Below are 20,347 nucleotides of genomic sequence, written 5' to 3' on the forward strand. Positions count from 1 at the left end.
TAAGGGCAGGGCATGTCCGACTCGCCGATCTTACCCGAAGACGAAACCGTACCGCGCGATGAGGTCGTGCGTCTGGCCGCACAGTTTATTGAGGATGCGCAAAAGCGGGCCGACGTGCTAGCGCTGCTGGCCTTTGCCGAGGTGCTTCGCGATGTCCCGGCCCGCGTCTCCGAACCGCTGCTGGGGGATATCCGCTACACGTGGTGGGGTGAGGCACTTGAGGAAATCCGCGATAGGCGCAAGGTGCGCTACCATCCGCTGAGCGCAGCGCTGGCGGGTGTAGCCGAGCGCCATGCCCTTGATATGAAGGCGTTAATCGACGCCATTGACCCGCACCGCTTGCAACTGGATGGCCGCTTGTCACTGCGCGATGCGTTGAGCGTGGCTGATCAGGGACAGGCTGTCATATTGGTACAGGCGGCGAAGGTGCTGGATGCGACTGCCGATGCGGCGTGCCTGCGCATCCCGGCCCGCTTTCAGACTCTTGCGACACTGAAGGTGGTGGGGCGTTTGAACGCCGAGGAAGCGGGCGCGGAAGAGGGCCGTCATCTGTACCGTGAGGCGCGCCAGGGACTAAAGCGCGTGCCGTCAATCTTGTTACCGTTGGTCTTACCCGCGGCGGTGGCTGCAGACCTATGGCACGGGCGCGTGCGCGGTGCCCTGTCGGTGCGTCTGAAATTGCTATGGACGTTTGCGACGGGCCGGATTTGATTTGACCACGGATGCATACGGATAGCCGCCTGCGGCCGCTACACGGATGTCCAGTACTGAAATGTCTTTTAATATGAGTTTTTTATCCGCGTGATGGCCGCGCTGCGGCCATATCCCTGTCTATCTGTGGCTTAAACTGAAACCTTACCCAATGCCGAACATAGGTTTCTTTTTAGGCGGTTGTGATACAGTTGGCACTGTGGGTGTCGGGTATATTGGATAGGCCTTCCAGCCTTTGGCTACCATCTCTTCGAATCCCTTGCACTGCGGCAGGGTCATGATCACGCCGGTCTTCGGCTTGATGAACGGAGCCGGGAAGCGCGCCGAAGGGAAGGCCGGATTGACGAACACCCAGTCAGACGCCAGCCCATAGCCTTTTTCTCCACCCGTGCGCACCGCATTGTAGGCGATGCGGGCCTCTATCTCACTGACGCCCCATTTGCGCATGGCACGATAGAAGATGTCGTCGGCGTCCTGACGCTTACCCGGTTCCCCGATTGCGTAGAGCCAGTCGTGGACAATGGCGGCGCGGATGGTCGGTCCGTCCGTATTGACGGCGAACTGCCCGAACCAAGGCACCGATGCAAAATCGGTGCGGAACCATTTGGGGACCACCACCACCTTTCCCGTCAGCCTGTCGCAATAGGGAAATTCGTCGTTCAGCGTATAGAGTTTGCGGCCTTCCTTCTGCACGTCGAACAAAAGGACGGGCTGCGGTTGAAGGGAAGAGGGCACAACAACGGGAACCGGTACGATCGGCGGGGTCTCGGTCGTGGCGCAGGCGCTTAGGCCCATAACGGTCAGGGCAAGAAGAGGGGCGAGGGCTTTCATCACACACACACGTCAGACGGCACTCAGGCCGGAACCGCCTCTGTTTTTAACCACGTCTCGATATCATGCAAGGCCCGAACGCTCATCTGGCGTTTCTTGGCGCGGGTGCGATCCTTGACCGGGATCTTCTTGCCGTCTTCGTCGAACTTCGGGGCCTCCATCGGCGGCAGCAGTCCATAGTTGATATTCATAGGTTGGAAAGACGCCTTTTCGTCGGCCAGATGTCCGCCTGTAATATGCCCGATAAGGGCGCCCAGTGCCGTAGTTGGCGGCGGTGGCGGCAGGGTTTTGCCCTTGGCTTCGGCGGCAGCGAAGAGTCCGGCCAGAAGGCCCATAGCGGCGCTTTCGACATAACCTTCGACGCCTGTGATCTGACCGGCAAAGCGTAGGGACCGTTCCCCGATCAACCGTTTCAGCCGCAGGTCGGCCCCTAGCACCTTGGGCGACTGGATAAAGGTGTTGCGGTGCAGCCCACCCAGACGCGCGAACTGCGCGTTCTGTAGGCCGGGGATCATGCGGAAGACCTCGGCCTGAGCGCCGTGTTTTAGCTTGGTCTGGAAACCGACGAGATTATACAGGGTTCCTAAAGCGTTATCCTGCCGAAGTTGAACAATCGCGTACGGTTTGACGGTCGGATTGTTCGGGTCGGTTAGGCCCACGGGCTTCATCGGACCATAACGCAGGGTTTCTCGCCCCCGTTCGGCCATCACCTCGATAGGCAGGCAGCCGTCGAAATAGGGGACGTGCTCCCATTCCTTGAAATCGGTCTTGGGACCGATCAGCAAGGCATCGACAAAGGCTTCGTACTGGTCCTTTGTCATGGGGCAGTTGATATAGGCCGCCGCATCGCCGCCGGGGCCTTCCTTGTCATAGCGCGACTGCCGCCAGGCAATCGACATGTCGATGCTTTCGGCGTGGACAATGGGTGCGATGGCGTCAAAGAAGCTGAGATGGCCTTCGCCGGTCAGTTCCAGAATGACTTCGGATAGGGATTCTGAGGTCAGCGGACCCGTGGCGCAGATGACGTTACTCCAGTCCTTGTCCTTCAGTGAGGTGACCTCCTCGCGCAGGAGCGTCACCAGCGGATGCGCCGCCAGCGCGGCGGTGACGGCCTGAGAGAAGCCTTCGCGGTCCACAGCCAGCGCGCCGCCGGCGGGCACCTGATGCTTATCGGCGCAGGCCATGATCAATGAGTTGCCGCGGCGCATCTCGGCGTGCAGTAGGCCCACCGCATTATATTCCCAGTCGTCGGAGCGGAACGAGTTGGAGCAAACCAGTTCGGCGAGGCCATCGGTCTGGTGTGCGTCGGTCGGCTTGATGCCGCGCATTTCGTGGATAATGACGGGGATGCCGGCCTGAGCCAGTTGCCAGGCGGCTTCGGAACCGGCGAGGCCGCCGCCAATGATGTGTACGGGTTGGACTGTCATGCGGGTCATATAATGAGATCGTATGGCGATGTCACGGTCTCGATGAAAAACATAAGGGAGGTTGTCTTTGCCCTTTTAAAGGGAAAGGATTTGTTTAACAGTGTCCCCTGCTTAGGGTTAACGCTGCGGGTTATCGGGCTTTTGGGGATTTCGACGATGAGTTTCGGCACGGCCTTTCATCTGATCGGTGCGCTGAAGATGGCCGGGCAGAGCCTGCCGCTTTTGTGGCGTAAGGCAGGCCCGGTTCTGGGTGTTCTATTTGTTATCCTGCTGCTGGGGCATCTACCGCACCTTGATGTGTGGCTGCGGCGTGGCCTTATTGTGGTCGGTGTGATTGCGCATACAGCGGCAGCGGGGGCTCTATACCGCGTCGCGCTGTTTGGAGAGCGTTTTGCCGCGGCCGAAGGTCTGGGTTTTGGCGGCTTGCAGTTCGGCCGGGCCGAACGTCGCTTGCTGGGGGCGAGCGCGCTGGTTTTGCTGTTCTGGTCGATCGTGTTTATCGCGGGCGCCGTGGTGCTGGCTCTGTTTATGGGGGCGGCGGGCTTGCCCGAAGATAGCTTTCGCACGCCGCAGGCTTTGCTGCGCACCCTAATCGAAGGCGCCCAACCGCAAGGGGTCGTGGTCGGCATTGCGATCATCGCCGTTCTTCTGACGCTTAGCATCCTGACCGTAAAGCTGTGGCTACACCGCGCCGCTACGGTGGCCGAACATCGGCTGGTGTCGCTCAATGCCCTTAGCCTATCGTCGGGTCAGACCGTCAAGCTGGGCCTCGGTTACGGCTATATCCTGTTACCGTTTATCGTCCTCAGCAGCCTGATGCCGCCAATTGTGGTCGTTGCCGGCCTGCCACTAGGGGGTGTGATCAATCTGGCTCTTGGCGTCGGCGTCTTCATGCCGCTCAGCATCTCTTTTTTGGCTTCCGCCTATAGGCAAATCAGCGCACTTCGCGCTAAGGGATAGGTCGTTCTCTTTCCCCGGTTCCGTGCATGGCCTCGTCCGTTGATTTTGCCTTTGAAGGCTTCCGTATCATCCGTGAGCGGCCCATCCTAATTGCGTGGTGGGGCGCGGTTCTGCTGGTGGCGTTAATCCTTTCGACGGCGCTTTTGATGTCGGTGGCCGGGCCGGAATGGAACGCTCTGATTCAGGGGCAGGTGCCGAACGAGCCGGAAAAGGCAGCTGAGCTGCTCGTGCGTCTGGGACCGGCCTATGTTCTAGCTCTGATGGTCACCCTTGTATTTTCGGCGATTATCACCTGCGCTGTCTATCGGGCTGTGCTTGGCGGACATTCGCCCCAGTTCGGCTTTCTGCGTCTGGGGGCTGATGAGGTGCGTCAGATGGCGCTATCCTTTGTCTTGGCTGTGGTCATTATCGTCGTGACGCTTCTAATTACGGTCGTTCTGGCCATACTGGGTGGCCTACTATCGCTTCTCGTCGGTGCGGTGTCTCAAGCAGTCGCTCCGGTGGTTGGTGTGCTGACGGCCATTGCTGCCATGATTTTCAACATCTGGCTTATGGTGCGGCTGTCTATGGTCAGCGTGCAGAGCTTCGATGAGGGCCATTTCAATCTGACGGGTTCCTTGAAACTGACACAGGGACGTTTCTGGTCCCTGCTGGGCGGCTTTGCCGTAGCATTTCTGATGGCGCTTGTGGTTAGTATGCTGGCGCAGACCGTCTATATGGCGCTGGCGGTGCTGGTTACGGGGCGTGATGTCGCCTCGGTCGAAGACGTGCCACAACCAGACGTTTCGCAGCTGGCCAATCTCATGGAACCGTTGACGGGGGTTTATTTGGCGGTCAATGGGGTGATTGCGCCCCTTACCACGGCGATCATGATTGGAGCGGTCGCCGCGGCTTACCAAACGTTGAAAAATACGCCGAACACCTGATCAACTTCCGACAAGGTGCAAGATGTCGCGGCCTTGTGGCTGCTGAATGGGGCGGGCATTCGGCCCGGTCAGTCGCTGATAGGCGTCTACCTGTTCCGGTGAAATCGATAGCGGCGAGGCATAGACCAGCCAGGTGACTTTTTCCGTGCATGGCGGTGTGGTGAGCGAACCGGAATAGGCATAGAATTCTTCAGTTGCGGGCATCAAATCGCGCGCATTTACCAGTAGGTCGGGTATCAGGGCCGCCGGGCCCGGATCCGTCGGCAACCACGTCCAGATGGGGGCCAGCATCGGATCAGCCACGCCGACATCCGATAGGACACCGATGACCAGAAGGTCGCCCTTGTCATTCTTATGAACAAAGTGGGTTTCGATGGCCGCGCGGTGACCGTCGATGGTGTGTTCGGACGGGGTGTGGAAGTGGAACTGCACCAGCTTATAGCGCACGCCGTCCATCACTACGCCGCCGCCATCGGTGGGGGAGACCTGAATGGCGTGCCCCAGGTTCTGGATCTTGGCCGGGGACGAGGTATAGTCGAGCGTCAGATTCACCGATTTGGGGGCCGCCACGCCGCTGAGATTGATAGGTGACTGACGGGGGCCGGTCTTGCAGGCCTTGTTCTCAGTGCTCAGATCGCCCCAGTGCGCCGGGCCGTCATCCCCTTCATAGCTCCAGTGAGTGACGTCGCCTTTGGCTGCACCGTGACCATCACCGCCGTGGTCCCCGCCCCCATGATCGCCCGTGGCTTCGGCATGAGGATCGCCGTGCTCCGCCTTAGATTTGCTGCAAGCAGACAAGCCCACGCTCATCAGGGCGAAGGCAGCAACCGTAAAAAGCAAAACAGAGCGGCGCATGGGGAACTCGAATCGAGAGTGACGATGTTCGATTCAATGCCGCAACAGGGTTAACGCAGTGTTCACTTTCAGCGGATGTGAAGCCGATTTGCTACGAAAAGCACAAAAGCTCTGAAGAGCAAGCCGGGGTGACTGGCTATACTTTTTGGGACTTTCTCGGCTAATGCAGTGTCATTTCCGCGCCGTATGCCGGGCTAGAATGTCTTTCAGGTATTTGCCGGTCCACGACTTCGGATTGTCTGCCACCTTTTCCGGGCTGCCATAGGCCACGATCTCACCGCCACCGTCGCCGCCTTCCGGGCCAAAGTCGAGCAACCAGTCAGCCGTTTTGATGACGTCCAGATTGTGTTCGATCACAATGGTGGTGTTGCCGTGGTCGGTCAATTCGTGAAGCACCTCCAGCAGCTTTCGTGTATCTTCGAAGTGCAGGCCCGTGGTTGGCTCATCGAGAATATACAAGGTCTTGCCCGTGGCGCGCTTCGACAGCTCTTTCGACAACTTTACGCGCTGCGCCTCGCCGCCCGACAGGGTGGTCGCCTGCTGGCCGATCTTGATATAGCCCAGCCCGACGCGCTTTAGCGTCTCCAGCTTGTCGCGGATGGAAGGCACTGCCTTGAAGGCTTCGGCGCCTTCCTCGACCGTCATGTCCAGCACATCGGCGATGGAATGGCCCTTGAAAACGATCTCCAGAGTCTCGCGATTATAGCGCTTACCCTTGCAAACGTCGCATGTGACATAGACGTCCGGCAGGAAGTGCATCTCGATTTTGATGACGCCGTCGCCCTGACAGGCTTCGCAGCGCCCACCCTTGACGTTGAAGGAGAAGCGGCCCGGCCCATAGCCGCGCGCCTTAGATTCCGGAAGGCCGGCGTACCAGTCGCGGATCGGCCCGAAGGCCCCGGTATAAGTGGCGGGGTTGGAGCGAGGTGTACGGCCGATAGGCGACTGGTCGATCTCTACCACCTTGTCGAAAAACTCAAGCCCCTCAATCTTATCATGAGCGGCAGGATTGGCCGAAGCGTTGTTCAGCCGCCGCGCCGCCGCCTTGTGTAGGGTTTCGAGCGTAAAGGTCGATTTGCCCCCGCCAGATACACCGGTGATGCAGGTCATCACTCCTACCGGGATTTCTCCGGTGACGTTTTTCAGATTGTTGCCGCGCGCCCCGATAACCTTGAGCATCTTTTTCTTGTTGATGGGACGGCGCTCATTGTCTGTATCCTTAGAGAAAAAGAGGGGAATTTCCCGCTTCCCCGTAAGGTATTGCCCAGTCAGCGAGTTGGGATTCGACTTGATATCTTCGGGCGTGCCTTCGGCCACCACCTGCCCGCCGTGCACACCAGCGGCGGGGCCCATGTCGATCACATAGTCGGCGGTGAGGATGGCGTCTTCGTCGTGTTCGACCACCAACACCGAATTGCCCAGATCGCGCAGCCCTTTTAGGCTGTCGAGCAGACGGTCATTGTCGCGCTGATGCAGGCCGATGGAGGGTTCATCCAGCACATAGAGCACGCCGGTCAGGCCGGAACCGATCTGTGACGCCAGACGGATGCGTTGGCTTTCGCCGCCGGACAAGGTGCCGGAATTGCGCGACAGGTTGAGATAGTCGAGCCCCACCGCATTGAGGAAGTTTAGGCGGTCAAGGATTTCTTTCAGGACGCGCCGCGCAATATCCATCTGTTTTTCGCTCAGATGGTTTTGCAGGTCGGCGAACCAGTCGTGCGCCTTCTTGATCGACAGACCGGAGATTTCTGCGATGTCTTTCGCATTGACCTTGACGGCCAAGGCTTCGGGTTTGAGACGCTTTCCGCCGCAGGCCTCGCACGGGGTTTCGGCCTGATAGCGGCTGAGGTCTTCGCGCACCCACGACGAGTCGGTTTCGCGGTAGCGGCGTTCCATGTTGGGGATGACGCCTTCAAACGGCTTGGTCACGTCGTAGCGGCGCGAGCCGTCTTGATAGACGAACTTGATCTTTTCCGAGCCAGATCCCAGCAGTATGACGTCCTGCGCTTCCGGCGTCAAAGCGCGCCATTTGGTGTCCATTTTGAAGTCGTAATGGCCGGACAAGGCCTCAAGCGTCTGCGCGTAAAGGGGCGAGGGGCCCTTCGCCCACGGCGCAATGGCTCCATCCTTGAGGCTCAACGACTCATCGGGCACAATCAACGAGCGGTCGAAAGTCAGTTTGACTCCAAGCCCATCGCAGGTCGGGCAGGCCCCGAATGGATTGTTGAACGAGAACAGGCGCGGTTCGATCTCGGCAATGGTAAAGCCGGAGACCGGGCAGGCGAATTTTTCCGAGAAAATCAGGCGCTTCGGCTCCGTTTCTCCTTCGGCGATATCGGCATATTCGGCAATGGCAAGACCGTCGGCCAGCCGAAGCGCCGTTTCCAGACTGTCAGCCAGACGCTGCATCAGGCCGCTTTTGACCACCACGCGGTCCACCACGACGTCAATATCGTGCTTGTACTTCTTGTCGAGCTTAGGGGCGTCTTCGATGGCGTAATATTGGCCATTGATTTTCAGACGCTGAAAGCCCTGACGCTGAAGATCGGCGATTTCTTTCTTGTACTCGCCTTTGCGCCCGCGCACGAAAGGGGCCAGCAGCAGCAGACGCGTCCCTTCGGGCAAGGCCATGATCTTATCGACCATCTGCGAAATGGTCTGGCTCTCAATGGGCAGGCCAGTGGCGGGGGAATAGGGGACGCCGGTGCGCGCCCAAAGAAGGCGCATATAGTCGTGGATTTCCGTCACCGTGCCGACGGTCGAACGGGGATTTTTGGACGTCGTTTTCTGCTCGATGGAAATAGCCGGCGATAGGCCCTCGATCAAATCCACATCGGGCTTGGACATTAGCTCGAGGAATTGCCGGGCATAGGCCGACAGCGACTCGACGTACCGCCGCTGCCCCTCTGCATAGATCGTGTCGAAGGCAAGTGACGACTTGCCCGATCCCGACAGGCCGGTCAGCACCACGAGTTTGCCGCGCGGGATATCAACATCTACGCCCTTGAGATTATGCTCGCGCGCGCCGCGCACCTTGATGAAGCCCTGCATCAGGTTTGAGCTGCTCATCAGCATATCCTTGTCGTGTCCGCTATCGGCCATTACGCATATCCATCCGGGGAGGCAATTCCACCATATAGGTATAATGGCGGCGTCGAAAAAGTGTCAGCAGAGGTTTGCGGGTTCACTGCCTGATTTGCGGAGGGGGCGCAAGAACGTTTTGCGAACGCTTTTGTAAAAACTGCGACCGTGGCCCGCCTCGTAAAGGTCTGAATGTATCGCTCATCACATCATTCAATGGCGGCACGTGGGGCTAGCGGCGCTGATCGTCGTCGCGGCGCATTTGGTGCTGGCTCTGTTGTTCCTGGTGTCACGGCGCGAGCAAACCAAGGCCTAGGACCCCGTAATTTCCGAGATAGGCTTTGCGCTCCCTGTGCTCAAGCGTAAGGGGCCTGGGCCCGAAAGGCCGGTGTTCCGGAAGCGAAAGACACCTAATCGTCAGGAAACCTCGAAGGCCGTGTCCCTAGAGGTCGCGCTACGGACTACGGTCAGGGGAGAGCCGCCGCCCGAAGCGGCTGATGCGGTGTCGAGTGAGGCCTTGGGAGCTACTTTGCGACACGTACAGGCCTGTCGCCGAGCCTTGGTGGAGGGCAGCATCTTGCCGCCAGACTGTCCGGCGCGCGGCGAGGGGAAAAACCGCCACCTTTCGATCAAACCCGGAGATCAGCCCTATTGGGACGAGCAGATCACCGACAATGCATTCCAGCGTCGCTACAAAGCAAACAGGGCAACACCGAATACTGGCAAAGGGTAAATCGCAGTCGCGAAGACCCGCAAAGACACACTCCGCAGGAGTAATCCGCCGCCTCAATGGCGGCCTGAGCCGAAGGATCTATCAGGAATCATTCCGTTATTTCAATAGGCGTATGTTGGTCAGAGCCCCACCGCTACCGGAAGAGGCGGTAATGGGTTCAAGGTTCCAGGTTGTATTGTTCAGGATCAGCCGGTTCATCACCATCGACAGCTTGTCGCTGCTCATTTTTGATTGCGCATTAAAAGTGACGTTGCGGCTGGGAAGCCAGATCACGCCGTCCATATGGTTGGCTACGGCGTTGTTGAAGATAAAGTCGGTATTGCTCAGACCCGGCTTCTCAAAGAACAGCAGATTTTTGTATGTGCCCGTGTCGGGCGCGGTCAGGTCGGCGGAAATGCCGGAGTTGAACTGGATTTTCGAGGTGTCTTCGAAATAGAAGGTCACGCCCTTGCCCGTCCACGTCCCGCCATTGACGTTCCAGCCGCCGCTGCGGATGACGTACAGGCCGGGAGCAAAGCTGACCGTAGCCGACGAATTGTTGAAGTTGAACCAGCCGCAATAGACACCCGGGGTGAGGCTGACGTTGCTGGTGTTATAGTTGCCATTCGACACCGTGCACGGCGTACTGGCCACGGTCGGGATAAGCGCAGCCCACTGATCGGCAACGGTGGGGCACGATAGGCTCAGGCGATCAACCGTGGTCGAGTTACGAATGACAGTACTGCCTTCGATGCACACCTTCTTGAAGTTCAGGCTGGAGCCCGAATTGAAGATGGCAGCCGGATTGCCTTTGGAGCGCACCTGAATTTCGCAGTTGGGCGCGGTTATTTTGGCGCCGGAATTGACCAACAGCGCTTGACTGCCCGACGGATCAAGCACCTGAATACAGGGGCCCTGGCTGCTGGCCTTGCCGATGGCTGTGGCGGTGACGTTGATCTTTAAGCTGGAAATACCCAGCAGACCCAGCAGGACTGTAGGGCTGTCATATACGGCAGTGCCTGTCAGCGTGGTCTCGTCCGTGACGTATTTGGGGGTTACGCTCATCGAGGCGGGCAGGTTCGATTTGAATATGCGCGTCGCTACGTCACTGCGTTGCACCTGTTCCTGACGAAGCCCGCCGAGCACAGAGGCGTCCATGGCGTCTTGTAATTGCGCTCTCACGGAATAGGCCGCGTGCATATCGACAGCGCCGCCAACAGCTCCCGCAACGGCCACCAAGGACAGGGCAAAGGCTAGCGTTGTGTTGCCGTTTTTATGCGAAACATAGTGACGAAGGCGCGTGACAAGGCGTGCAGACATGGTTCGTTTCCCGACAGTCGCCACCATTGGTAGCGTATCCTTGTGAACACATGCTTAAGCTACAACGAAGAAATGACACCGGTTTCTGAATTTTACGCCTTCAAGCCGTAGTTCAGTGACTGAGGTGCACGATCCCTGATAGAGGCACCCGGGCCGTAGGTCAGGCTGGGTTTGCGCGTTTCGTTCAATGAGTCGGCTATGGCCTTCATCAGGCCTTCGGAGATCGTCTTGGCGGCCTCGACGGCACGGGCATGGCGCTCCGATATGGCCACAAAGGCTTCGGTTGCCTTGCGCAGGCTTTGCTTGTGTGCAGAGCTCACTCCTGTAAGGCGCGACGGATCGGCCTTGAGGCGGGCGCTTTCCTGACGATAAAGAGCCGACAGGCTGCGCGTTTCTTCGACCGACTCGCGGATATCGAGTGGACGGTGCGCCTCGAGCGCCTCGGTTTCATCGGTCAGGCGTTCGGTCAGGCGCTCGGTGAGAACCAGAAGCTGCGCGGCATAGTCATCGGCGTCGCGGGCGGAAATGCTCATGAGTGCGCCTCCTGTAGGGCAAGCAGTTGTTTCTGAACCTGAGCGGAAATACCGACCCCGCCGGATTTTACCACCTGACCGGCCAGGGCGTCGAGATAGACGGAACGAAAAGCCTCTTCACCTTCGCCGCCCCCGAACATGCCGTCTGTGGTCAGGCCTTCAAACATGGGCTTTAGCAGTTGCGAAATGACCATGTTTTCGAAGTCCGTGCCGACGGCCTTCGGATCGCGCGCCTTGGTCGCAGACACGGACAGGGGTTTGAAGTCCAAAGTGGTAGAGAGATTGGTGTCCATAGCGCTCATCGGATTACATAACCTCGATGTCGGCTTGTAAGGCCCCGGAAGCCTTGATGGTTTGCAGAATGGAGATCATATCGCGCGGGCTGACACCCAGAGCGTTCAAACCATTGACCAGGTCCGTTAGTGAGGTCGTTTCCTGAAGCTCAAACAAGCGTTTGCCTTTTTCTTCCTCAACACTGACCGAACTGTCTGGCACGGCTGTCGTCTGGCCTTGCGAGAAGGGAGCTGGTTGGCTCACGAACGGGCGCTCATCAACACGGATGGTCAGATTGCCTTGCGCAATGGCGACGCGCGACACGCGGACATTTTCACCGATGACGATGACACCATTGACCTCATCGATCACCACCTTGGCCGGGGTATCGACGGTAACCGCCATCTGTTCAATGGCCGTAATGAAGCTCATCATATTCATTTCGGGCCGGTTGCGCACCGACACCACGGTCGGGTTGTCGGCAAAGGCCGTACCGGGATATGCCTTGTTGACTGTATCTGCGATGCGCTTGGCCGTCGTGAAATCAGGGTTCTTAAGCGTCAGGCGCACGATTGGCATGGCGTTGAAGTCAAAGCCGGTTTCGCGTTCGATAATGCCGCCCGACGCGATGCGCCCGGCGGTTGGCACGCCCTTAGTGACAGAGGAGCCTGAAGCTCCACCGGCGGATACCGATCCGGTCTGGATCGAGCCTTGCGCCGCCGCATAGGCTTCGCCGTCTGCCCCCAGAAGCGGCGTCACCAGAAGGGTGCCGCCCAGCAGGCTCTTGGCGTCGCCCATGGCCGAGACCGTGACGTCGATGCGCGCACCGGGGGCTGCAAAGGGCGGCAGTTCGGCGGTGACCATGACGACGGCGGCATTTTTGGTATTGAGCGACGCGTCACGGATATTGACGTCCAGTCGCCCCATCATGCTTTCCATGGTCTGTTTCAGCATGGGGGCGTTGCGGACCGTGTCGCCCGTACCGTTCAGACCGACAACAAGGCCGTAGCCCACCAGTTGGTTCTTACGCACGCCTTCAATATCAACAATATCCTTGATCCGCGAAGCGGCCGAGGCTTCGGCAAATCCGAAAACCGGCGCACAAAGCGACAAAAAGGTAGTAAGGGCGGCGATCAGGAGGCGCATACGCATGTCCACACAAAGGGCATTAACTATGTTTGAACGACTGCGAAATGCGTGCCAGATAAAAAGATTATAAAAATCAGCACTCTGGGCTTGGTTCCGTGCGGCGGGGGAAAAATCTGCCGGGCCGTTAAGGGCTTGGAAACCACGGGCAGGCAAATACTCACCGTCTGTACACCCTTAGAAGAGGGTTTCGCGTCTTTATCGCCAGAACGGCCCCGACATGACCATATCACCGCTGAATGGGGCAAGCATGATCAAGATCAACGGACCGGCTGGACCGGCCACTGTGGGCGGGAGCAATGCGCCGCGCCGTGCGTCTGGTGGCTTTTCGCTGAACGGATCATCCGAAACGAAGTCAAGCGCGTCTGCGGCCTCGGTGTCACAGGCCCTGTCTCTGGGCGGGATTGATGCGCTGCTGGCCTTGCAGGCCGAAGATGATGTGCTTCAGGGCCGACGTCGCCGTCAGATCAAGCGCTCTCAGGATATTCTCGAAGCCCTGGAAGAGTTGAAACTGACCCTGTTGGGCGGCACTATCGACGATGGCGCACTTTTATCGTTGCAAAAGATGATCGAACTTCAGCGCGAAGAGGTCGAGGATCAGGGGCTGCAAAGCGTGCTCAACGAAATCGAAACCCGCGCCTATGTCGAACTGGCCAAGCGCCGGCTGATGTAAATTCCCCTGTAACGCGAAGCCTGCGTGATGAAGGCGTTTGCGCTGCACCATCGAAACGCTGTCAGGGTAAAGAAAACGTGATTGTTCACGACTGATTCCACGGGTATAAGCCGCGCCATCGGACCCGCGCCGTCACGTCCATATGGGGCCCTGTTCTTGCAGGGAGGGGCGTAGCGGCAGGTAACGTCTCAATTCGGGGCTAAACCAAGGGTGCCGTCAAACAATGTCATGGGGTGTGGTGCAAAGATGAGCGCTGTCGAGCTTTCCAAATCCGATACCGATGCCTATCGTCCCAAGGACGACGAAGAATACATGAATGAGCGTCAGCTCGCATATTTCCGAAAAAAACTGATCTCGTGGAAGACTGAAATCTTGGCCGGTTCGAAGGAAACCGTTTCGGTCATGCAGAAAGAAACGGAAAATCATCCCGATCTGGTGGACCGGGCCTCTTCAGAAGCCGACCGTGCGCTGGAGTTGCGGACCCGCGACCGTCAGCGCAAGCTGATCTCTAAGATCGACGAAGCCATTGCCCGTATCGACGATGGTTCCTACGGCTTCTGCGAAGAAACCGGTGAACCGATCGGTCTGGGACGGCTTGAAGCGCGCCCGACTGCGACGCTGTCTATCGAAGCGCAGGAACGTCACGAACGCTCTGAGCGCGTTCATCGCGATGATTGAGAAGATTGAAAGGGCGCCGGTGACGGTGCCCTTTTTCATTTAAAGCGTAATGATTCCGTAGAAATTATTCCGCCATCGGTGGAAGGCGCCCCGGACCGTAAAGACGTGGTTCTTGGCGCCTGAATCAAGCCCTTATTTTGACACCTAAAAGCCCGAATGGAGACGTGCGCGGGCTTTTTGTCGGCGAACGGCATTCGCCTGGGGATAGTAATGTTGCAAATTTGTGACACCGACCTTTATCCCTCTCTTTTTTAGGACTGCTCATTGCCGACTGCGGTCGCATCCTTATCTCCGCGCTCTCACTGATGCACGCCGGTTAGGTTTGGTATCAAGCGATTGTTTGCAATGCGACTTTTTCCGGATCCACACTGGAATTGCGCCCGTATTGCGGTAATATATTAAATGAGAACGCTTATGTCTAAAACGGTTTCTACTCTCGCTATTGTTGCCGCCCTGGGTTCGGCGGCTGCTTCGGCTCAGGCCGCCGAAGCCGCCTCGAAGGTCTATGTTCAGGGTGGCGCCTCTGTTGTCCGCGTCGAATATGAAAATTTTGGCGTCCTGAACGCTACGGCGGGCTATGCCTTCAACCGTCACGTCGCCGTGGAAGCCGAAGCCGCTTTCGGCGTGCAGGACAAGAAGATCGACGGCATCAAGGCCAAGGTCGACTACACGCTGGGTGCCTATGTTGTAGGCTCGCTGCCGGTGTCTGAAAATGTGGACCTGATCGGCCGCGTGGGTGCCGTGAAGGGTCAGATCAAGGTGAAGCTCAACAACAATATCTCGGCTTCGCTGGATGATTCCTCGGTCGCCTATGGCGTTGGTGTTCGCTACTTCCCGAACGGTGGCCTGAACGGTTTGCGCGCCGATCTCACAAAGTACGACTTCGATGATGCCGACGTTAAGGCCTTCCAGGTGTCTTACGTCCGCCGTTTCTAACCTTTAACTGCGTTAACGCGCCTATCGCGCCGTCTTCCTTGCGGGAGGCGGCGTTTTTTTGTCAGGCGTCTGGGCGATAGCTGGCCTTACTCTCGCCGAACCATGGGATCATTGAGGTCCGCCTCGCTGTCGATGTCGGTATGCGCATCTGGCGGCGTTTCCTCCGTTGCGGGGGGAGGTGGTATCTCGTTAAAGCCGTAAGGACGGTCGCTGGCGGCAGTGGTCTTGGGGCCGTAATCGGTCAAGCCATTCTTTTTCGGCGGTTCATGGCGCGAGGGCAGATCAGACATGGGCGTCTCCTTTGCCCTAAGATTGTCCTCGCACGCCTAAAGAAGCGATCTGGTTACAGGACGCGGCGCGTGTCGATTTCCTCATCGTGTGAAGCCAGTTCGTCGATGGCCCCTAACACCTCTTCGACCTTATCCACGCTCTTATAAGTGTTTCGGAAAGCCTCCGGAGTGAAACCTTTGCTGACGGTGAAATCGACCAGATCGAAGAAGGGCTGCCAGAAGCCACCCGAATTGAGGAAGATTATCGGCTTCTTGTGCAGATCGAGCCGCTGCCACGACAGAAGCTCAATTACTTCCTCAAGCGTCCCGACTCCGCCGGGCAGGACGACAAAGGCATCGGCCTCTTCGAACATCATCATCTTGCGCTCGTGCATCGACTGCACGACGATGGTTTCGACCTCATCGAGCAGGCGTTCCTTTGTGCGCAGGAATTGTGGCATTATGCCCAAGACCTTGCCGCCGGCCTGAGACGCCCCACGCGCCGCTTCGCCCATCAGGCCCACGCCGCCACCGCCATAGACAAGGCGCAACTGATGTTGAGCAAGAACCTGCCCAAGTGCCCGTGCCTCGTCCTTGTAGCGCTGATCGACAGCGTCCGACGAGCCGCAATAGATGCACACCGACAGGATAGGTCGCGGCGAAGCGGGGGAGGCGGAGTCGGGCATCGGTAATCCTCGTAACAATGGCGCAGGCGGGCTTGATTGCGGCCGGTGACAAACGATATGGTCAATCGAGTAAACAAATGAATGTCGTCGTAAATTAGAGGGCTTTGCCTTGAGTGCGCAACGCTTTTCAACGATTGCAGACGTGTTCTGTGCATGAGATTGTCAGGCTGCGTTTAGCCTGCTGAAAGGTATCGGCCTTGCGATGGGGTTCAAGCTAAGCAATGTGGTGATTTGCGCTGCTTCGGTCGTGCTGGTGTCTGGCTGCGGCGACAAGGCCCCGGAAAAGGTCGAGGTCGCCGACTATGTGGCGACCAATCGCGGCTATGTGAAATCGCCCGAAGTGACTTCGGTAGCGGTAACCGCCGCCGGTGAATTGCTGGTCACGGGCGCGGCCCTGCCCGAAGCGCGCGTGCGATTGACCACTCCGGCCGGGCAGGCCTATGGCGTCACAGCGGGCAGCGACGGACGCTTTCAGGCCAGCCTGCCCCAGATGTCGGGGGGCAGCTTTTACGATCTCGCCTTCGAGACCGAGGGGCGTTTGATGCGCGCCGAAGGGCGTCTGTTTGTGCCGCCCGCGTCGGATATCGGTGCCCCACCGCGTTCTGTGCTATTGCGTCCCGGTGCTTCGGCCCTGCCTTTGTGGCCGCAGGCCGGCCTTGTGGCTGTTGTCGATTACGATGCGGGCGGCGCCATGGCGGTATCTGGTCGCACTGATCCCGGTGTGATGGTCGATGTCGAAATCGACGGCCAGCCTGCACTTGAGGTGCGCTCAGGCGAAAACGGCGTCTACACGGCGGCCTTACCGGTTCGGGGCGGCCTAAGTAATGGCACGGTCACTATCGGGATACGCGCCCGCGACCGTTTTGAAACGCGGCAGGTCAGCCTGCGACAACCTTCGGCCGAAGGGGCCTCCTTGATGGGGGCGGCGTGGTATGTGGACTGGGCCATCAGCGGCGGCGGCCTTCAGACGACAGTTGTGTTCTGAGCCGCTTGGCTGTTTTGCTCCGCGTCATTAACGACATATTTGTAACGCAGTTGCGCAAACTGTGATGCGAATAACGCAAATATGTGCGTTGCGGCCTCTTAACAGGATTAAAGTTTGCACTATCTTGAAGTCAGGCGAAAACTGTTGGAGCATTCTCTCCGTAACGTTTTCTGCTTCGTGTGAGTCTCAAAAGACGAAGGGTGGTTCGCCTGCCCATCGCCCAGTTAAGAGGACAGGTTTGACGTTTGGTCCCTCCCTGCTGCGTCCGCCACTATCGGCAGTTTCGCCGGTTGAGGCGGCGCGCGCGCCGAAGGCCCCGGTGACAGATGTAGACAAACCGGCCAATGCGCCGTTTGCCGTCATCGACGCCAAGCCCAAGGCGGCGAAACCCTCTCTTTATCGCGTGTTAATTCTCAACGACGACTATACCCCTATGGAGTTCGTCGTGTACGTGCTGGAGCGATTCTTCAACAAGTCCCGCGAGGACGCCACCCGCATCATGCTGCACGTCCATCAGACGGGCGTCGGCGTTTGCGGGGTCTACACCTATGAAGTCGCGGAAACCAAGGTCGCCCAGGTGGTGGACATGGCCCGGCGGCATCAGCACCCTCTCCAGTGCACCATGGAGAAAGACTGAATCTGATGCCGACACTCTATCCAGAATGCCGACACCAACACCCTCTCCAATATACGATGGAGAAGGACTGAGGATCGCTTGAACCCGACTTTCAGCCCCCGTTCATCGAGGAGACGTAAGACTAAACTGTACCCGCTTTTTTGCTCCAAGGAGAGGCCGACATGCCATCGTTTTCAAGCGCTCTCGAAGAAACCCTGCATCGCGCGGTGGGTCATGCGAACACCCATCACCATGAGTACGCGACCCTGGAGCACCTTCTGTTGGCCCTCGTCGATGACGCCGATGCCGCAGGCGTCATGACGGCTTGTAATGTGGATCTGACCAAGCTCAGGACCGCATTGACGGCCTACATCGAAACCGACCTCAAATCTCTGGTCGTTCCCCATTCCGAAGAAGCCAAGCCGACCGCCGGCTTTCAGCGCGTCATTCAGCGCGCGGTGATCCATGTGCAGTCATCGGGCCGTGACGAAGTGACTGGTGCCAATGTGCTGGTGGCCATTTTTTCTGAGCGCGAGTCCCACGCCGCCTTCTTCTTGCAGGAGCAGGAGATGACGCGCTACGATGCGGTCAACTATATCGCCCACGGCATCGCCAAGAAGCCAGGAGCGTCTGAACCGCGCACGGTACGCGGATCTTCCGAAGACGGCTCGCCCTCTTCTGAGGAAAAGTCGGGCAAGGCAGCATCAACGGATGCCTTGGCGGCCTATTGCGTTGACCTGAATGAGAAATCGCGTCACGGCAAGGTCGATCCGCTGATCGGACGTTCGGCCGAAGTTGAGCGCGCCATTCAGATCCTGTGCCGCCGCACCAAGAATAACCCGCTGCTGGTCGGTGACCCGGGCGTCGGTAAAACGGCTATCGCCGAAGGTCTGGCCAAAAAGATCGTTGAAGGCGAAGTGCCGGAGGTGCTGTCCGGAGCGACCATCTATTCGCTCGACATGGGCACACTGCTGGCCGGCACCCGTTATCGCGGCGACTTCGAAGAACGCGTCAAGCAGGTGGTCAAGGAACTTGAGGCGCATCCCAATGCTATCCTGTTCATCGACGAAATCCACACCGTTATCGGTGCCGGAGCAACGTCGGGAGGGGCGATGGATGCCTCCAACCTGCTGAAGCCAGCGCTGGCGTCGGGGGCCCTGCGCTGCATGGGTTCGACCACCTATAAGGAATACCGTCAGCACTTCGAAAAGGATCGGGCCTTGGTCCGTCGCTTCCAGAAGATAGACGTTACCGAGCCGTCGCTAGATGACACGGTGAAGATTTTGAAGGGCCTCAAGCCTTACTATGAGACCTTCCACAATCTGAAATACACCGATGCCGCCATCAAAACGGCGGTCGAGCTGTCGGCGCGCTATATCACCGACCGCAAGCTGCCGGATAAGGCGATCGACGTGATCGACGAAGCCGGGGCCTTGCAGGTGATCCTGCCCGAAGGCAAGCGTAAGAAGGTTATTGGCCCGAAGGAGATCGAAACGGTGATCGCCAAGATCGCCCGCATCCCGTCGAAGTCGGTATCCAAGACCGATACTGAGGCACTGCGCGACCTGACGAACGACCTGCAACGGGTGGTATTCGGTCAGGATGAGGCTATCGAACAGCTTTCGGCAGCGATGAAGCTGGCCCGCGCGGGTCTGCGCGATGCCAATAAGCCCATTGGCTCTTATCTCTTCTCCGGTCCGACCGGTGTGGGCAAGACCGAGGTGGCCAAGCAGTTGTCGCAAACGCTTGGAATCGAGCTGTTGCGCTTCGACATGTCAGAATATATGGAACGCCATACTGTATCGCGCCTGATCGGTGCGCCCCCGGGCTATGTCGGCCATGATCAAGGTGGCCTTCTAACCGATGCTGTGGATCAGACGCCGCACGCCATCGTCTTGCTCGACGAAATCGAGAAGGCGCACCCGGACATCTACAACATCCTGCTTCAGGTGATGGATAATGGTACGCTGACCGATGCAGTAGGCAAGAAGGTCGATTTCCGCAATGTGGTGCTGATCATGACCACCAATGCGGGCGCTTCAGACAACCAGAAGAATTCGATTGGTTTCGGACGCGAAAAGGTCTCGGGTGAGGACGAAGTGGCCATCAAGCGCTTGTTCACGCCGGAATTCCGCAACCGTCTGGATGCCATCGTCACCTTCCGTCAGCTCAAGCCGGAGGTCATCGGGCAGGTCGTGCAGAAGTTCATCCTTCAGCTCGAAATGCAACTGGCCGACCGCAATATTACGATCGAGCTGTCGCCGGATGCCGAAAAGTGGCTGGCCGAAAATGGTTATGATGAACTGTATGGCGCGCGTCCGCTGGCGCGGGTCATTCAGGAGAACATCAAGAAGCCGCTGGCAGACGAGATCCTGTTCGGCAAGCTGGTGCGTGGCGGGCATATTCTGGTCAAGCTCGCCGAGGGTAAGATCGCCTTCGATATTACGCCCGCCAAGGACAAGAATGCCTCGCGCGCCGAGGCGGTGGACTAAGCCCGTAAATGGGGGGTGTGGGGTCCATGACCCCACATCTCTTATGTATATTCGGGGGAATGTTTGATCAGTTATAACGCGTAAGTCCGCACTGTCCGCCCTGATGATCGTCTTGATCATCGCCTACATCCTCGCGGCACCTTCCCGGATTTCTTAAGTGGTCTGGGCGATGGATTGCTGGATGGGTTACAAAGGGTCGATTTACGCACGGCGGCACGGACAAATCCGAAATAATTT

At 58.3% G+C, this 20,347-nt stretch carries 19 protein-coding genes; 9 read left to right on the forward strand and 10 right to left on the reverse strand.

Features of this window, described 5'->3' with window-relative positions; translation table 11 throughout:
* Positions 1–12 precede the first annotated feature (12 nt).
* Complete coding sequence (locus ASTEX_RS06160) at positions 13–711, forward strand: squalene/phytoene synthase family protein (protein WP_013478748.1); 699 nt, start codon at positions 13–15, stop codon at positions 709–711.
* Between the two features lie 144 nt (positions 712–855).
* Here the strand turns inward: ASTEX_RS06160 and ASTEX_RS06165 are convergent, their stop codons facing one another.
* Together ASTEX_RS06165 and trmFO are read right to left on the reverse strand one after the other, a co-directional pair.
* Entirely contained in the window at positions 856–1,542 is a 687-nt protein-coding gene (locus tag ASTEX_RS06165) for a DUF1353 domain-containing protein (RefSeq protein WP_013478749.1), read from the reverse strand.
* Positions 1,543–1,565: 23 nt separating this feature from the next.
* A complete protein-coding gene (gene trmFO / locus ASTEX_RS06170; RefSeq protein WP_013478750.1) occupies positions 1,566–2,978 on the reverse strand; it encodes a methylenetetrahydrofolate--tRNA-(uracil(54)-C(5))-methyltransferase (FADH(2)-oxidizing) TrmFO in 1,413 nt (470 codons plus the stop codon).
* A gap of 147 nt (positions 2,979–3,125) precedes the next feature.
* Between trmFO and ASTEX_RS06175 the strand changes: the two genes are divergently transcribed.
* Together ASTEX_RS06175 and ASTEX_RS06180 are read left to right on the forward strand one after the other, a co-directional pair.
* Positions 3,126–3,929 (forward strand): hypothetical protein, encoded by an 804-nt coding sequence (locus tag ASTEX_RS06175; protein ID WP_041658561.1) that lies wholly within the window; start codon positions 3,126–3,128, stop codon positions 3,927–3,929.
* Positions 3,930–3,955: 26 nt separating this feature from the next.
* On the forward strand, positions 3,956–4,855 hold the full coding sequence (locus ASTEX_RS06180; protein ID WP_013478752.1) for a hypothetical protein: 900 nt from the start codon (positions 3,956–3,958) through the stop codon (positions 4,853–4,855).
* Here ASTEX_RS06180 and ASTEX_RS06185 read toward each other — a convergent pair whose 3' ends face one another.
* The 6 genes from ASTEX_RS06185 to ASTEX_RS06210 all read right to left on the reverse strand — a co-directional run bounded on the left by ASTEX_RS06185 (position 4,856) and on the right by ASTEX_RS06210 (position 12,775).
* On the reverse strand, positions 4,856–5,710 hold the full coding sequence (locus ASTEX_RS06185) for a carbonic anhydrase (protein WP_013478753.1): 855 nt from the start codon (positions 5,708–5,710) through the stop codon (positions 4,856–4,858).
* Between the two features lie 171 nt (positions 5,711–5,881).
* Positions 5,882–8,761, reverse strand: a complete 2,880-nt coding sequence (gene uvrA, locus ASTEX_RS06190; RefSeq protein ID WP_041659016.1) for an excinuclease ABC subunit UvrA — start codon at positions 8,759–8,761, stop codon at positions 5,882–5,884.
* An 859-nt stretch (positions 8,762–9,620) separates the two neighbouring features.
* Positions 9,621–10,823 (reverse strand): pilus assembly protein TadG-related protein, encoded by a 1,203-nt coding sequence (locus ASTEX_RS06195; RefSeq protein WP_144004623.1) that lies wholly within the window; start codon positions 10,821–10,823, stop codon positions 9,621–9,623.
* A 92-nt stretch (positions 10,824–10,915) separates the two neighbouring features.
* A complete protein-coding gene (locus ASTEX_RS06200) occupies positions 10,916–11,356 on the reverse strand; it encodes a hypothetical protein (RefSeq protein ID WP_013478756.1) in 441 nt (146 codons plus the stop codon).
* Positions 11,353–11,649: a rod-binding protein gene (locus ASTEX_RS06205; RefSeq protein WP_245532482.1), complete on the reverse strand. Its 297-nt coding sequence runs from the start codon at positions 11,647–11,649 to the stop codon at positions 11,353–11,355. The genes ASTEX_RS06200 and ASTEX_RS06205 overlap by 4 nt, the downstream gene beginning before the upstream one ends.
* A 13-nt stretch (positions 11,650–11,662) precedes the next feature.
* Positions 11,663–12,775 (reverse strand): flagellar basal body P-ring protein FlgI, encoded by a 1,113-nt coding sequence (locus ASTEX_RS06210; RefSeq protein WP_013478758.1) that lies wholly within the window; start codon positions 12,773–12,775, stop codon positions 11,663–11,665.
* A 250-nt stretch (positions 12,776–13,025) separates the two neighbouring features.
* On the opposite strand from ASTEX_RS06210, the gene ASTEX_RS06215 reads away from it, so the two are divergent.
* From ASTEX_RS06215 to ASTEX_RS19250, 3 genes are all read left to right on the forward strand, one after another.
* A complete protein-coding gene (locus ASTEX_RS06215; RefSeq protein WP_245532483.1) occupies positions 13,026–13,448 on the forward strand; it encodes a flagellar assembly protein FliX in 423 nt (140 codons plus the stop codon).
* A 246-nt stretch (positions 13,449–13,694) separates the two neighbouring features.
* The gene (dksA, locus tag ASTEX_RS06220; protein WP_013478760.1) at positions 13,695–14,126 is read left to right on the forward strand and encodes an RNA polymerase-binding protein DksA; all 432 of its coding nucleotides are present in this window, start codon (positions 13,695–13,697) and stop codon (positions 14,124–14,126) included.
* Positions 14,127–14,540: 414 nt separating this feature from the next.
* Positions 14,541–15,062, forward strand: a complete 522-nt coding sequence (locus ASTEX_RS19250) for a porin family protein (protein WP_013478761.1) — start codon at positions 14,541–14,543, stop codon at positions 15,060–15,062.
* A gap of 86 nt (positions 15,063–15,148) precedes the next feature.
* On the opposite strand, the gene ASTEX_RS06230 is transcribed toward ASTEX_RS19250, so the two are convergent.
* Both ASTEX_RS06230 and ASTEX_RS06235 read right to left on the reverse strand, forming a co-directional pair.
* Positions 15,149–15,352, reverse strand: coding sequence for a hypothetical protein (locus ASTEX_RS06230; protein WP_013478762.1), 204 nt, complete (start codon positions 15,350–15,352; stop codon positions 15,149–15,151).
* 53 nt (positions 15,353–15,405) lie between these two features.
* On the reverse strand, positions 15,406–16,017 hold the full coding sequence (locus ASTEX_RS06235; RefSeq protein ID WP_013478763.1) for an LOG family protein: 612 nt from the start codon (positions 16,015–16,017) through the stop codon (positions 15,406–15,408).
* A 202-nt stretch (positions 16,018–16,219) separates the two neighbouring features.
* On the opposite strand from ASTEX_RS06235, the gene ASTEX_RS06240 reads away from it, so the two are divergent.
* The 3 genes from ASTEX_RS06240 (at position 16,220) to clpA (ending at position 20,110) form a co-directional block, all read left to right on the forward strand.
* Complete coding sequence (locus ASTEX_RS06240) at positions 16,220–17,002, forward strand: hypothetical protein (protein ID WP_013478764.1); 783 nt, start codon at positions 16,220–16,222, stop codon at positions 17,000–17,002.
* 319 nt (positions 17,003–17,321) lie between these two features.
* Positions 17,322–17,639 (forward strand): ATP-dependent Clp protease adapter ClpS, encoded by a 318-nt coding sequence (clpS, locus tag ASTEX_RS20990; RefSeq protein WP_041659021.1) that lies wholly within the window; start codon positions 17,322–17,324, stop codon positions 17,637–17,639.
* A 161-nt stretch (positions 17,640–17,800) separates the two neighbouring features.
* Positions 17,801–20,110: an ATP-dependent Clp protease ATP-binding subunit ClpA gene (gene clpA, locus ASTEX_RS06250; protein WP_013478766.1), complete on the forward strand. Its 2,310-nt coding sequence runs from the start codon at positions 17,801–17,803 to the stop codon at positions 20,108–20,110.
* Positions 20,111–20,347 lie beyond the last annotated feature (237 nt).

This window comes from Asticcacaulis excentricus CB 48 (genome assembly GCF_000175215.2).
Taxonomy (GTDB): domain Bacteria; phylum Pseudomonadota; class Alphaproteobacteria; order Caulobacterales; family Caulobacteraceae; genus Asticcacaulis; species Asticcacaulis excentricus.